This window comes from Chryseobacterium camelliae, from assembly GCF_030818575.1.
Classification (GTDB): Bacteria; Bacteroidota; Bacteroidia; order Flavobacteriales; family Weeksellaceae; genus Chryseobacterium; species Chryseobacterium camelliae_A.
Genome location: NZ_JAUTAL010000001.1, coordinates 492,396 through 506,384 on the forward strand (window position 1 = coordinate 492,396; position 13,989 = coordinate 506,384).

Sequence of the window (13,989 nt, forward strand, 5' to 3'; positions counted from 1 at the left end):
ATAATGAAAAAACTGACATTTTCTTTATTTTTATTAGCAGGAGTCTCTTCACTGAATGTAGTGACGGCTCAGTCTAAAACCAATACAGCAGCAATGAACCTTACCGATAAAGGACTGGACCTTAGTATGATGGATAAATCGGTGCGTCCGCAGGATGATTTTTACAACTATGTAAACGGAAGCTGGATGAAAACCGCTAAAATCCCTTCAGATAAACCTACCTGGGGGAGCTTCAATAAACTGGCAGAAGACACGGACAACAATTCAATGACCATCCTCAACTCTCTTCTGAAAGATAAATTTTCAGACGGAACAGAAGGCAAGAAAATCCAGGACCTGTATGCTACATACATGAACATGCAGAAGAGAAATGCAGATGGGATTAAGCCGATCCAGGCCAACCTGAATAAGATCGATGCCATTAAAAACCTTCAGGATCTTCAGAATTACCTGATCTCTGTAACCAAAGACGGGGAAAATATCTTCTACGGATGGGGAGTAGGTGCAGACCTGAAAGATTCCAATATGAACGTGGTATATCTTGGCGATGCTTCTCTGGGATTAGGAAGAGACTATTACCAGAAGGTTAATGAGAAAAATACAGAAGCATTGGCAGAATACACCAAGTATGTATCCTCCATGCTGAAAGAACTGGGATATAAAAATGCTGATGCAGCAGCCAAAGGGATTGTTGACTATGAAAAAAGCATTGCCCAGACTTACCTGACCAATGAGCAGAGCCGTGATAACACGCTTCAGTACAACCCTGAAACGATGGCACAGCTTTCTGCATTGGTTAAAAATGTCGATATTCCGGGATACCTGAAAAAAGTAGGCGTAAATACCGATAAGGTAATTATCGGGGAGCTTGGCTACTATAAAAATCTGGATAAGTTCATCAATGCACAGAACCTTCCTGTCATCAAAGATTACCTGAAGTTCCACCTGATCCACGGAAGTGCTGGTTACCTGAGCGAAAAGCTGGGCGACATGAGGTTTGCTTTCTATGGTAAATACCTGAGAGGCCAGCAGGAGCAAAGGGCACTGAACAAAAGAGGGTATGAGCTGATCAACGGAAGTTTGGGTGAAGCATTCGGGAAACTGTATGTTGACAAATACTTCCCTGCAGAAGCTAAAGCCCAGATGGTTGAATTGATCGACTACCTGAAAAAAAGTTTCGCAGTGCATATCAATAACCTTACCTGGATGTCTGCCGTAACGAAAGAAAAAGCGATGCAGAAGCTGAATAAGTTCACCGTGAAAGTAGCCTATCCGGATAAATGGAAAGACTACTCCAAGCTGAACATTATTCCTGAATCCAAAGGTGGAAGCTTATATGGCAACCTTCAGAATATTGCAGAATGGCGGTACAACAAAGACCTGGAAAAAATCGGGAAACCGGTGGATAAAACCGAGTGGGGAATGACACCGCAGACGGTGAACGCTTATTACAATCCGGTAAACAACGAGATCGTATTCCCTGCGGCGATCCTTCAGCCACCGTTCTTTAATCCTAAAGCGGATGCCGCTGTGAACTTCGGTGGGATTGGTGCGGTAATCGGTCATGAAATGAGCCACGGATTCGATGATTCAGGAGCGCAGTTTGACGCAGACGGAAACCTGGTAGACTGGTGGACACCGGAAGATAAAGCCAATTTTGAAAAGGCAACCAAAGCACTGGCTGCACAGTATGACAAATATGAGCCGGTAAAAGGGACTACGGTAAACGGAACCTTTACCAATGGCGAAAATATCGCAGATTTAGGCGGGGTAAACATCGCTTATGATGCATTACAGATGTACCTTAAGGATCACGGAAACCCCGGACCTATCAGCGGTTATACTCAGGATCAGAGATTCTTCCTGAGCTGGGCTACCGTATGGAGAACCTTATCCAGCGAAAAATATATGATCAATCAGGTGAAAACCGATCCGCATTCACCGGGATACTTCAGAAGCTTCGGTCCGTTAACCAATGTTGATGCGTTCTACAAAGCTTTCGATGTTAAACCTGGAGACAAGCTTTACAAAGCGCCGCAGGACAGGATCAAAATCTGGTAATCTCATCAGTATAAAGTCAAAACCGTTCAATAATGAGCGGTTTTTTTATGCCATATTGTTTTTGCTGAAATACACACAGGTTATATTTCTGAAAATGAAAGCGCTGTGTCAATAAATACATCATATCAAATGCTGTATAAATTACTATTATCCATCAAAATTTGTATATTTGATACATTGTGTAAATAAAATAAATTTTTTAATGAAAAAACTGAATATCGGAATACTTGCCCTTTGCGGGATTGTATTTTTAAACTCATGTGGCACTAAGGCCGGCGCTGACAAATCTCAGCAGCCTGAAGCTACAGCAGTGGTAGCAGAACCGGTGAAGGAGGAAGCAAAAGAAGAGGGAATCAATTTATCCTATATGGATAAAAGCGTGCGTCCGCAGGATGATTTTTTCAATTATGTAAACGGGAACTGGGTGAAAACCACTCAGATTCCATCTGATAAAGCTAGCTGGGGTTCTTTCAATGCTTTGAGAGAAAATGTGGATGACAATTCCCTTGATATCCTGAACAAAATCCTTTCTGAAAGTTATTCAGACGGATCCGAAGGAAAGAAAATCCAGAACCTGTATGCTTCTTTCATGGATGTCGATAAAAGAAATGCAGAAGGCCTGGCTCCCATCAAAGGTGATCTTGCGAAGATTGATGCTATTAAAAACCTGAACGACCTTCAGAAATACCTTCTGGAAGCTACAAAAGTGGGTGATAATTCATTCTACGGATGGAGGGTAGGAGCAGATATGAAGAATTCCAAAATGAATGCGGTATATCTGGGAGGCCCGGATCTGGGGCTCGGAAGAGATTACTACCAGAAAGTAAACGAAGCCAATACGAAAACGCTTGCGGAATACCAGAATTATGTAGGAAAGCTGTTCGGGGTACTCGGTTACAAGAATTCTTCACAGGCTGCTCAGAATGTAGTCGCTTTTGAGAAGCAGCTGGCTAACTATCTTTTAACGCTTGAGCAGAACAGGGATGCCAATCTGAGGTACAATCCTAAAAACGTATCTGAACTTTCAGGGCTGGTTAAAAATATCAACCTTGCCAAGTACCTTAAAGAAGCAGGCGTAAATACCGATAAGGTTATTGTAGGGGAACTGAAATACTACCAGAACATGGATCAGTTCCTGAACCAGAAAAACCTCCCGCTGGTAAAGGACTACCTGAAATATCACCTGATCAATGGCAACGCAAGCAATCTGGATAACAACCTGGAGCAGATCAGGTTTGATTTCTATTCCAGATACCTTCAGGGACAAAAAGAGCAGAGGCCGATGAACAAAAGAGGTCTTTCCCTTGTTAATGGTGTATTGGGAGAAGCGTTCGGGAAACTTTATGTGGAAAAATATTTCACTCCTGAAGCCAAAGCCCAGATGGAAACGTACATTGACTACATCCTGAAATCTTTCAAGCAGCACATCAATGATATGGACTGGATGTCGCCTGAAACCAAAGTGAAGGCGCAGGAAAAACTATCAAAATTCACCGTAAAAATTGCCTATCCTGATAAGTGGAAAGACTATTCCGCATTACAGGTGGAATCTCCTAAACAGGGTGCTACCCTTTATTCCAATCTACAGAATGTGGCAGCATGGCAGTACCAGAGAAATCTTGATAAAGTAGGGAAGCCGGTAGATAAAACCGAATGGGGAATGACACCTCAGACCGTAAATGCATACTACAGCGGATCTAACAACGAAATTGTATTCCCTGCTGCCATTCTTCAGCCGCCGTTCTATAATCCTAAGGCAGATGCCGCCGTGAACTTCGGGGGAATTGGTGCTGTAATCGGGCATGAAATTTCCCATGGGTTTGACGACAGCGGTTCCAGGTTTGACGGCGACGGAAACCTGAATAACTGGTGGACAGATGCAGACCGCAAGAACTTCGATGCCAAAGTAGGACAGCTTGCTGCCCAATACAGCCAGTATGAGCCGGTAAAAGGAAGCTTTGTCAACGGTAAGTTTACCAGTGGGGAAAATATCGGCGACTTAGGAGGAGTAGCTGTAGCATATGATGCTTTGCAGATGTATCTGAAGGACCACGGAAACCCTGGACCGATCAGCGGGTTTACTCAGGACCAAAGGTTTTTCATGAGCTGGGCAACGGTGTGGAGAACCAAATCCACAGACCAGTACATGGTGAACCAGGTAAAGACCGATCCGCATTCACCGGGAGTTTTCAGGGCATATGGACCATTGGTGAACCAGGATTCGTTCATCAAGGCCTTCGATATCAAACCGGGAGACAAAATGTACAAGGCTCCTGAGGAAAGGATAAAAATCTGGTAGGAACTTACCTGAATAAATTAAAATAAAAACGCATCGCACTGATGCGTTTTTTTATTAATTTTTCATAGTTTAGTGATCGTATAAAAGCATCTGTGGTTAATAGAGCACATTAATTATCAGGAATATCCAATAAAAACCTTTCACAAAATTTTGTATGTTACAGTTTTTTTATAAATTTAAACATTGGATTGGTCAATTATTTGATTCAGATAAAACCGGTCTACACCAAAATAAGAAATCTCAAAATAACAATAATATGGCAATGTTTAATTACGGCGTTGGCGGAAACGAGGTAAAGGTAGATGCTAACGAAGCTATTCAGCAAATACAGGAGAATAAAACAATGATTGTAAGCCAGCTTACAACAGAAGAATCCTATACTCCCGAAATCGTAACAGGGTTAAAAACCGTGGAAGACGTCTTCAGACACTTTCAGCCTACTGTAGCAGTACAGCACGAAACGGCAGATGGCGATGTGGTGGAAGAGGAATTCCGTTTTCAGAACCTTGGAGACTTCACTCCCAAAAATCTTACCCAAAACTCAGAATATCTTCAGAAGCTGAGCATGGAACAGGAGCAGTACAACAAAATTGTGCGCCAGCTTAAAACGAATAAAATCCTTCGCAATATGCTGGAGAATGAGCAGACCAGGGCTGCTTTTGTAGAAGTACTGAAAGAAGTGGCACAAGAACTTGAAAAATAACCTAAAGACCCCAACACAATCATGGATAGTAAATTACAGGCAGCAGAAAGCCAGCAACAGGGCCAACAGCAGCACTCAGCACAACAGAAAGGGAACGCACTTGCGGAACTCAATAAAATAGGCGGATTCGGATTCGTAGAATCTGTAGTGGACGGGATCGCCAATATGAACCCTACCAGAAAAGCCCGAAAAGAAATTTTCCTTAACGACAGCAATAAAGCTGACGAAAGAAAAGAACTGCTTCAGAAAATAAACCTCTGGGTAAGCCTTCTGGAAGGCAATGAATCAGCCGACGCTATGGCTGAAACCTGCAAAAACAAAGCACAGCAGGCAGATCAGAGCCTGAAAAGGAATCTTAAAAATACACTGGATGCTGTCCGTATGCTGGAAACCAACTACAGGACTGTAGCGCAGTTTTATAAAAATACCGAACTCGACAAAGTGGATAATGTGAGCATCGTGAATGCCAGCATTGACCAGGTTTCAGACCTGGACAATCCGATCTTCATCGAGGCTATCGGCGAAGAATTCAAAAATTACTATGACCGCCTGGATCTGAGGGATAACTATTCCATTCTGGCCATCCCGGGATATCTGGGATCCAACAAAGTGGTTGAAAAATGGGCCAAGATCTGTAATGAGAACAAAGTGATGATGGTAACGGATTTTGCCAACCTTGACAAACCGGATGATGTGGTAGACCTTTTCCATTCTGCTAACCTTACCGGCGGAGAGCTGCACAGAAGTAACGTCATTATGACCTGCAACTGGCTCGTAGGCCGTGGAAAAGCAGAAGAGGTGGGAGAAGAGGAAAACGTAGAGCTTCCGCCATCTACATCACTTGCCGGGAAAATCCATAAAACCCTGATGTCACAGGTGGCTGCGGGTAAAAAACACGGAAACATCAATGAAGTGGATGCCGTGAAATTTGAGCTTAAGAAAAGTGAGATTTCCCAGCTTGAAAAAATGGGATTGGTTCCGATGGTCAATGAATATGGTAAAATCATGGCATTCTCTGCCAAAACCCTGTTCACCGGAGACAATATCGGTCTTCAGACTTATTCCGTAGTCCGTGTATTTGATTACGTAACCAAAGTACTTCTTGATTTCCTCAACAGAAGAGCCTTCGAAAACTGGAATGCGAGAAATGAGGACGACCTGAGAAGACAGATCGTCACCTTCCTGGACGGTATCAAAGGTCCTGATAAACTGATTGAAAAATTCAAGATCGTACGTTTTGAGCAGGATAAAGTGAATAAAGACAGAGTATGGCTGGATATCCGTCTTACCCCGTATTTCCCTACCAAAAGTTTCGTTATTAAACTGGACGGACATAAAGGAGATGATGGTAACGAATGGGATGCAGAATATACACAGGATTAACTTACCGATACATACAATTAAAACCGATGCCTGGGTGTCGGTTTTTTCTATCCCGTTATGAAAATCAGCATTAAAAAAAATATGTTCAGAAGCATTCTGCCGGTATTTTGCGCCGCTTTCTTCACCGGTTGCGAAAAAGAATACCGCAGGCCGGACCATTACAAAGTTGACCTTTTTGCAGACGAAAGACAGGAGGGAAAAGCTTATGTGATGGATAGAAAAGAATGTTTTGATAACAGTGACATGGTCATCAGTTCATCCGCATTAAAACTTACAGACAGTTCAAAGGGTAGAGGGAAACCCGTATTCATTTATAAAATCAACAGCGGTGAGCTGCTTAAAACGACCAGGGATTCCGTAGTGGAATATCCGCTGGAATTTATTTCCCCCCAGAAACTGAAGTTTAGAAAAGACTCTTCTGTATATGTCTACCTTAAAAAACTGGAAGGATATAGATTTCTGGCCAAGGAAAAAAATCTTAAATACCAGTGGCTGAGAGGTGCCTCCGTATACTCCGTTCAGAAAGATAAATAGCGTATCTTTGCACCCTTAATTTAGATTACTTCAGCTGTTGGAACATCAAAACAGAATTTCAGAATTTCTCCATGTAGGAAACAAGCTGCTCAGCTGGTATAAGAAAAATGCGAGAGACCTCCCTTTTAGGCAGACCCGGGATCCGTACAAGATCTGGATCTGCGAAATCGTTTTTCAGCAAACCAGGATCAGCCAGGGCCTGAACCATTATAATAATTTTATCAGCCGTTTTCCGGATGTGCAGACTCTTGCGGCGGCAGATGAGAATGAAGTCCTGTTGTACTGGAAAGGCCTGGGTTACTATTCACGGGCGATCAATATCCACAAGGCGGCACAGCAGGTCATGGATGATTACCATGGCATTTTTCCTTCGGAATATGAGGAGATCATGAAGCTTAAAGGCGTGGGAAAATATACCGCAGCGGCCATTTCCAGCATTTGCTTTAATGGTAAAATGCCTGCCGTTGACGGCAATTTTTACCGTGTTTTGAGCCGGCTTTTTGCGGATGACTATGATATCTCCGGTTCCGGTGCATTTGCCTATTTTTCAGAATTGTCAAAGCTCATCATGCCCGATAATGTCGGGGATTTTAACCAGGCAATGATGGACCTGGGTTCGGAAATATGCAAGCCTAAAAATCCGTTGTGTCATAGCTGTCCGGTCAGCGAAGACTGCCTGGCCTATTCACTCGGTAAAGTATCCGAATTTCCTGTAAAGACTAAAAAAGTAAAAACGGAAAACCTTCAGCTCAGGTATTACTTTGTGCACAGGAACGGACATTTCCTCATTCAGCAACGCAAAGATGACTTTATCTGGAAAAAACTTTTTGAATTCCCTCCGGAAATTCCCGAGGAGTTTGAGAAGTATATCGTAGGACTACAGATCATCGGCCATAAGCTTACCCATAAAAATCTATGTATAGAAATCTATGAAGTGGAAATTACTTCAGACGAAGCATGGGACAGTTTTATTGCAGAAAACGGATATATGGTAACGGATGTGGAAGCTTCGCATGAAAAATCATTTCCCAAACCTTTAGAAACATATATTCAAAAGTGGCTGAGAGCCTGAAATTTGTCCTCTTAAATCTGAAATCTAATTTGTACTTTTGCAAAATGATTAAAAACATCATTTTTATTTTCGTTTCGGCACTTCTGATATCCTGCGGGAAAGACCCGGTCCCTAAACCCAGCGGTGAACTGCGCCTGGAATATCCGGCCCCGAAATATCAGAAATTTGAAAACAATTGTGCTTATACCTTCGAATATTCAGATTTTGCCAGAATTACCAATGCCAAAAAGCCATGCTGGTATTACCTGAACTATCCGAAGATGAAAGCGAAAATTTTCGTGACCTACTATCCGATTAAAAATGATTTTGCAGATCACATCCGTGAAGCAGAGAAGATGGTTTATGAACATACCGTTAAAGCGAGTGCCATCGATACCAAATCTTTCGAATATCCGGACAGAAAAGTATACGGCAATTTTTACGAGCTGAAAGGGCAGACTGCCTCCAACCTTCAGTTTTATGTGACGGACAGCACCAGGCATTTCGTCACCGCATACCTATATTTCAATTCCAGGCCGAAGCCGGATTCTCTGGCACCTGCAGTGGACTATATCAAAAAAGATATGAAACACCTGCTGGATACCTTTGAATGGAAAAACTGATTTACTTTTAATAATACTTTGAAAAAAAATATGAAACTTTTAGTTGTAGGAAGTGTTGCATTCGATGCAATCGAAACGCCATTTGGGAAAACCGATAAGATTTTAGGAGGGGCTGCCACGTATATCGGTATTACTTCATCCGTTTTAGGCGTAAAATCCGGAATCGTTTCTGTAGTTGGAGGGGATTTCCCGCAGGAATACCTGGACATGTTTACCGGAAGGGATATCAATATTGAGGGAATCGAAATCGTAAAAGAAGGGAAGACATTCTTCTGGGCTGGAAAATACCACAACGACCTGAATACAAGAGATACACTGGCCACCGAAGTGAATGTACTGGAAAACTTTGATCCTAAGATTCCGGATTCCATGCAGGATTCAGAAATCCTGTTGTTAGGGAACCTTCACCCCGGCGTGCAGCTTTCCGTACTGGAAAAAATGAATCAGCGTCCTAAGCTGGTTATCCTAGATACCATGAATTTCTGGATGGATACTGCGTGGGATATTTTAATGGAGATGATTGCAAAAACCGATGTGATCACCATTAATGATGAAGAGGCAAGACAGCTTTCCGGTGAGTATTCATTGGTAAAAGCTGCAAAAAAGATCCATGAAATGGGTCCTGAATATGTTATCATTAAAAAAGGGGAGCACGGAGCTCTGCTGTTCCATGACCACAAGGTATTTGCGATCCCCGCACTGCCACTGGAAGAGGTCTTCGATCCAACCGGAGCCGGAGATACTTTCGCAGGAGGTTTTGCCGCTTATCTGGCTAAAAAAGGCAAAGTGGATTTTGAAACCATGAAATCCGCATTGATCGTAGGATCTGCCATGGCTTCTTATACGGTAGAGAAATTCGGGACTGAACGTATCCAGGAAGTTAGTGAAGCTGATATGTTCAGCAGGCTGAGACAGTTTAAGGAGTTGACAACCTTTGATATGGAACTTCAGTAAATCCCTCTTTTTTAAGAAATATTTATAATAAAAAATTAAGTGTAATTCGTTAAGAATTCTAAATTTGCAACTTGTTAAAATAATACAATGATAAATAGACTAAAAGTCACTTTCCTGTTCGGAATTTTCATGATGCTGTTCTCAGCCTCAATGAATGCCCAGCTGAAACAGGGAGAACTTGTGGATGGTATTGCAGCGGTAATAGGGAATGAGATCGTCCTGGAATCTGACGTTAATGAGCAGATGAATTACGCAAAGCAGCAGGGTGCTTCCAATATAGATAAATGCGAATTCCTGGAAAACCTCCTGAACAATAAGCTCCTGGTATACGAGGCCAAAAAGGATACCCTGATTGAAAACCGTTCCGCGGCAATTAAAGAGCAGGCGAACGCCAAATACAGCCAGATGCTTTCCCAGTTCCCGGATGAAAAATCCATGCTGGCCGCTTATAAATTCAGGACCGCCTACGAAATGAAGAATGCAATCGAAAAGATTGATACCGATACCTATTACGGGCAGGCCAAATACCAGAGAATCACAGATAAGGCAGACGTAACCCCGAATGAGGTGACGGATTTCTACAATATGTATAAAATGCAGCTGCCGGAAATCAAGGATGAGGTATCATTAGGGCAGATCATGATGTTCCCGAAGCTTACGGAAGCCCATAAGCAGGAACTGATCGATAAGCTTAAAAAAATCAAGCAGGACATCCAGGGAGGAGAAACGTTTGAGAGCCAGGCCAGAATATATTCCGAAGATCCGGGTTCCGCATCAAACGGAGGACTGATGAAGAATATCTCCAAAGGACAGATGGTAAAGCCTTTTGAGGCAGCAGCACTGAACCTTCAGGAGGGTGAGATTTCAGACCCGGTAGAGTCTGAATTCGGGTACCACATCATTCAGCTGGTTAAAAAATCAGGGAAGATGTATGATGCAAGGCATATCCTGCTTCTTGCTACGCCTACTGATGAAGAGGTGGCTACAGCGAAAAAGAAGCTTGACAGTATCAGGACGCTTATCTTAGACGGTAAAATGACATTCAAAGATGCCGCATTTAAGTTTTCAGATGATAAAAGGACCAAATTCAATGCGGGACTGATTCCCGGAGCAGATGGTTCCAGCAAGATAGAAAAAGAAACGATTCCGGGAACCATCAGCTATGAGCTTGCCGGACTGAACAAAAATGATATTACGACTGCTTTTGAAGATATGGATGAAAGAAAAAGGAAAGTAGTGAAGATCGTTAAGATTGAAGATGTGATCCCGGCCCACCAGATTACCCTGGAAACCGATTATGACAGGATCAAGCAGATGGCCCTTAACAAAAAGAAAAGCGAAATGGTTGAGAAATACGTCAACAAACAGCTTCCTACAACCTTTATCTCCATCGATGGGCGTTACGACTCCTGCAACTTTAAGGGAGACTGGAAAAAAGAATCCATCAAAAAATAATAATAAAAAAACCTTCAGACTTCCTGAAGGTTTTTTTATGCCTAAAATTCAGATCCCGCTTCCTGAAAACTTCTGTTTTTAGTATTTTTACGTCATGAGTAATTTTATAGATTTTAATTCAGCTAAAAAATTTCACGATATGCAGCAGGAACGCAATAGGGTCACCGCACTTTTTAACATACAATATCCCATCATACAGGCGGGGATGATCTGGCATTCCGGATGGAGGCTGGCATCTGCCGTATCCAATTGCGGAGGTTTAGGCCTGATAGGCGCAGGAAGCATGTATCCTGATGTTTTACGGGAGAATATCCGCAAATGCAGGCTGGCTACCGATAAGCCTTTCGGGGTGAACGTACCCATGCTATACCCGAATATGGAGGAAGTCATCAACATCATCCTGGAAGAAGGTGTGAAGATTGTCTTTACTTCGGCAGGAAATCCTAAAACCTACACTGAAACCCTCCAGAAAGAAGGCCTCAAAGTGGCGCATGTGGTTTCTTCCACAAAATTTGCCGTTAAATGTGAAGATGCCGGAGTAGACGCTATTGTTGCTGAAGGATTTGAAGCGGGCGGCCATAACGGAAGGGATGAGACCACTACGTTCTGCCTGATCCCGAATGTGAAGAAGCATATATCAAAGCCCCTGATTGCTGCAGGCGGAATCGCTCTGGGTGCCCAGATGAAAGCGGCTATGATCCTAGGGGCCGATGGCGTACAGATCGGGTCCCGCTTTGCGGCTACCGTTGAAGCCAGTGCCCATGACACCTGGAAAAAGAAAATTACCGAACTTCAGGAAGGGGATACCCATCTTACCCTGAAAGAACTCGCCCCGGTAAGGATGGTCAAAAATAAATTCTTTAATGAGCTGGAGGATATTTATGCCACCGGAAGGAATACCGAGGCTTTAATTACGGCTTTAGGACGTGCCAGGGCCAAACGCGGAATGTTTGAAGGTGATATGGAGGAAGGAGAACTGGAAATCGGGCAGGTTTCCGCCCTGATTGATGATGTACTTCCTGTAGAAACTGTTTTCAATACTCTGTTGAAGGAATTTGACGAAGCCAGGATGCCGTCTTTTTAATGGCTCATATGAATGAAAAACTCGTTACCGTTGACGGTAAGGAACTGCATACGGAATACACCCATACTTTTGAAGGGAGGCCGGTACTGGTTTTCCTGCATGATTCGCTCGGTTCTGCACAGCTGTGGAGGGGCTTTCCTGAAAAACTTTCACAGGCAGCGGAATGCAATGTTTTGCTTTATGACCGTTTAGGATACGGAAAATCTCATCCGATGGAGGATCATTACCGTACAAATGATTATATGGAGCTGGAAGCAGATCTTCTGAACGGTCTATTGGAAAAGTTGGGAATCTCCGATGCCATTCTGTTCGGGCACAGCGATGGCGGAACTATCGCCCTGATTGCTGCTGCAAAGTATCCGGAAAGGATAAAAGCTGTTATCTGTGAAGCAGGGCACATCTTTGTGGAAGATATTACAATAAAAGGGGTGCGGGACTCTTTACAGGCTTACCGCACTACAAATCTGGCAGTACGGCTCCGCAAATACCATGGAGAGAAAGTGGAAATGCTGTTCAGGGCCTGGACGGAAATCTGGCTGAGCGAAAGGTTCTGTAACTGGAGCATAGAATATCTGCTGAAGGACATTGCCTGCCCTTTACTCTTTATCCAGGGAGAAGCTGACGAATACGGAACGATGGATCAGGTTGAAAAAACAGTTTCTCAGGTAACCGGAATAGCAGAAAAATATAGTATCCCAGGCATCGGGCATAGTCCGCATAAAGAAGTTCCTGATAAGGTAATCAACAAGGCAGCAGAATTTATACAGAGATTACAGGGATAAAGTACTATGAAGACATGCTGCTATCAGGATGCATCTTTTTTCAAAGCGTTTCCCATTCTTTTCTAATATTTTCCCTGGCCTTTTCTTCATATTTCACGGTAAATTCCTCCGTTTTAAAGATGCGATCCATGTCCAGGAAATGGCGGAGCACTTTTTTCCTGCCCGGCCGGTACAGGAAATCCGGATAAACGGAATATTCCTTTCTGATATTCAAGGTATACTCTGTATATGTTGCAGGATCGCTGCCGAGAACGGAAAGATCGGCGTCGAGAAGATAGTTGGTGTCTGTATCATCAGAAAATTCATGCAGCTGCGTGGCGATGATCTGTTCGGCAATCCGCCGGACGGATGAAGGGCTCAACGGTAACTGCCGGAGTCTCTTGTCGGCAAGTGCGGCACTTTTCTTTTCATTGGATTTAGAGGAAGCATCATATATCGCATCATGATAAAATACTGAAAATGAAACCAGATCAAAATCACGGATGCTGTCTTTCACCGCATCCAATTCACGGAACATACTATCAAGATGGTCAAGCGTGTGGTAATGCCTGCCCTTTTCAGTGTATTTTTTCTCTAATTCAGTCCATAAGTTTCCGATAAGCTGACGATCCTCCGTAGACTGAAGGCAGCATTGTACAAACCTTTCCTGTATATTCATTTGCTGATGATTCGGATAAAAAAAGGAACTTTTAAAAAGTTCCCTGATTTGCTTCGATAGCGGCTTTCAACTCAGCCCAGCCTCCGCCGTTATATCCTTCTTTAAGACCCTGGCTATTCAGGTATTCCAGAGCTTTTCCGCTTCTGTTTCCGCTTCTGCAGAAAATAACCACAGGTTTTTCAAGAGAAAGGATTTCATCCTGTCTGTCTTCCACTTCACCCAGCGGGATGTTGGTAGCACCTTCTATATTTCCGTCCATTTCCAGCTCCATAGGCTCACGGACATCGATCAATTCATAATTTCCTGACTGTAATACTTCTGCTAACGACATAATTGTTGTAGATTTTAAAGTTAAAATGATGGCGTAAAGGTAAATGAAATGATTCACGTGCCCAAACACTA

Annotated in this window: 13 protein-coding genes; 11 read left to right on the plus strand and 2 right to left on the minus strand. The window is 43.1% G+C overall.

Annotated features, from left to right (window positions below):
- Positions 1 to 3: 3 nt before the first annotated feature.
- The 11 genes from QE404_RS02260 to QE404_RS02310 all read left to right on the plus strand — a co-directional run bounded on the left by QE404_RS02260 (position 4) and on the right by QE404_RS02310 (position 12,929).
- Positions 4 to 2,061 (plus strand): M13 family metallopeptidase, encoded by a 2,058-nt coding sequence (locus tag QE404_RS02260; RefSeq protein ID WP_307445954.1) that lies wholly within the window; start codon positions 4 to 6, stop codon positions 2,059 to 2,061.
- A gap of 202 nt (positions 2,062 to 2,263) precedes the next feature.
- Positions 2,264 to 4,360: a M13 family metallopeptidase gene (locus QE404_RS02265; protein WP_307445956.1), complete on the plus strand. Its 2,097-nt coding sequence runs from the start codon at positions 2,264 to 2,266 to the stop codon at positions 4,358 to 4,360.
- Positions 4,361 to 4,514: 154 nt separating this feature from the next.
- Positions 4,515 to 5,063, plus strand: coding sequence for a hypothetical protein (locus QE404_RS02270; protein WP_371935110.1), 549 nt, complete (start codon positions 4,515 to 4,517; stop codon positions 5,061 to 5,063).
- Positions 5,064 to 5,084: 21 nt separating this feature from the next.
- Positions 5,085 to 6,446, plus strand: a complete 1,362-nt coding sequence (locus QE404_RS02275; protein ID WP_307445960.1) for a DUF5458 family protein — start codon at positions 5,085 to 5,087, stop codon at positions 6,444 to 6,446.
- An 81-nt stretch (positions 6,447 to 6,527) separates the two neighbouring features.
- A complete protein-coding gene (locus QE404_RS02280) occupies positions 6,528 to 6,980 on the plus strand; it encodes a hypothetical protein (protein ID WP_307445962.1) in 453 nt (150 codons plus the stop codon).
- Positions 6,981 to 7,017: 37 nt separating this feature from the next.
- Positions 7,018 to 8,052 (plus strand): A/G-specific adenine glycosylase, encoded by a 1,035-nt coding sequence (gene mutY, locus QE404_RS02285; protein ID WP_307445964.1) that lies wholly within the window; start codon positions 7,018 to 7,020, stop codon positions 8,050 to 8,052.
- 44 nt (positions 8,053 to 8,096) lie between these two features.
- Positions 8,097 to 8,654 (plus strand): gliding motility lipoprotein GldD, encoded by a 558-nt coding sequence (gene gldD / locus QE404_RS02290; RefSeq protein WP_307445967.1) that lies wholly within the window; start codon positions 8,097 to 8,099, stop codon positions 8,652 to 8,654.
- A 30-nt stretch (positions 8,655 to 8,684) separates the two neighbouring features.
- Positions 8,685 to 9,608 carry a PfkB family carbohydrate kinase gene (locus QE404_RS02295; protein WP_307445969.1) on the plus strand — a complete coding sequence of 308 codons (924 nt, stop codon included), beginning with the start codon at positions 8,685 to 8,687 and terminating at the stop codon, positions 9,606 to 9,608.
- Positions 9,609 to 9,695: 87 nt separating this feature from the next.
- Positions 9,696 to 11,063, plus strand: coding sequence for a peptidylprolyl isomerase (locus QE404_RS02300; RefSeq protein ID WP_307445971.1), 1,368 nt, complete (start codon positions 9,696 to 9,698; stop codon positions 11,061 to 11,063).
- A gap of 139 nt (positions 11,064 to 11,202) precedes the next feature.
- On the plus strand, positions 11,203 to 12,147 hold the full coding sequence (locus tag QE404_RS02305) for an NAD(P)H-dependent flavin oxidoreductase (RefSeq protein ID WP_307445974.1): 945 nt from the start codon (positions 11,203 to 11,205) through the stop codon (positions 12,145 to 12,147).
- A gap of 8 nt (positions 12,148 to 12,155) precedes the next feature.
- Positions 12,156 to 12,929 (plus strand): alpha/beta fold hydrolase, encoded by a 774-nt coding sequence (locus QE404_RS02310; protein WP_307445976.1) that lies wholly within the window; start codon positions 12,156 to 12,158, stop codon positions 12,927 to 12,929.
- 40 nt (positions 12,930 to 12,969) lie between these two features.
- On the opposite strand, the gene QE404_RS02315 is transcribed toward QE404_RS02310, so the two are convergent.
- Together QE404_RS02315 and QE404_RS02320 are read right to left on the minus strand one after the other, a co-directional pair.
- On the minus strand, positions 12,970 to 13,587 hold the full coding sequence (locus QE404_RS02315) for an HD domain-containing protein (protein WP_307453686.1): 618 nt from the start codon (positions 13,585 to 13,587) through the stop codon (positions 12,970 to 12,972).
- Positions 13,588 to 13,618: 31 nt separating this feature from the next.
- Positions 13,619 to 13,918 (minus strand): rhodanese-like domain-containing protein, encoded by a 300-nt coding sequence (locus tag QE404_RS02320; RefSeq protein ID WP_307445980.1) that lies wholly within the window; start codon positions 13,916 to 13,918, stop codon positions 13,619 to 13,621.
- Between the last annotated feature and the right edge of the window lie 71 nt (positions 13,919 to 13,989).

Excerpts from the sequence above, each read along its gene's own strand:
- QE404_RS02295 (WP_307445969.1), top strand. The coding sequence starts at position 8,685 with ATGAAACTTTTAGTTGTAGGAAGTGTTGCATTCGATGCAATCGAAACG.
- QE404_RS02310 (WP_307445976.1), top strand. The coding sequence starts at position 12,156 with ATGAATGAAAAACTCGTTACCGTTGACGGTAAGGAACTGCATACGGAA.
- QE404_RS02275 (WP_307445960.1), top strand. The coding sequence starts at position 5,085 with ATGGATAGTAAATTACAGGCAGCAGAAAGCCAGCAACAGGGCCAACAG.
- QE404_RS02305 (WP_307445974.1), top strand. The coding sequence starts at position 11,203 with ATGCAGCAGGAACGCAATAGGGTCACCGCACTTTTTAACATACAATAT.
- QE404_RS02260 (WP_307445954.1), top strand. The coding sequence starts at position 4 with ATGAAAAAACTGACATTTTCTTTATTTTTATTAGCAGGAGTCTCTTCA.
- QE404_RS02280 (WP_307445962.1), top strand. The coding sequence starts at position 6,528 with ATGTTCAGAAGCATTCTGCCGGTATTTTGCGCCGCTTTCTTCACCGGT.
- QE404_RS02265 (WP_307445956.1), top strand. The coding sequence starts at position 2,264 with ATGAAAAAACTGAATATCGGAATACTTGCCCTTTGCGGGATTGTATTT.
- gldD (WP_307445967.1), top strand. The coding sequence starts at position 8,097 with ATGATTAAAAACATCATTTTTATTTTCGTTTCGGCACTTCTGATATCC.
- QE404_RS02270 (WP_371935110.1), top strand. The coding sequence starts at position 4,515 with ATGTTACAGTTTTTTTATAAATTTAAACATTGGATTGGTCAATTATTT.
- QE404_RS02315 (WP_307453686.1), bottom strand. The coding sequence starts at position 13,587 with ATGAATATACAGGAAAGGTTTGTACAATGCTGCCTTCAGTCTACGGAG.
- QE404_RS02300 (WP_307445971.1), top strand. The coding sequence starts at position 9,696 with ATGATAAATAGACTAAAAGTCACTTTCCTGTTCGGAATTTTCATGATG.
- QE404_RS02320 (WP_307445980.1), bottom strand. The coding sequence starts at position 13,918 with ATGTCGTTAGCAGAAGTATTACAGTCAGGAAATTATGAATTGATCGAT.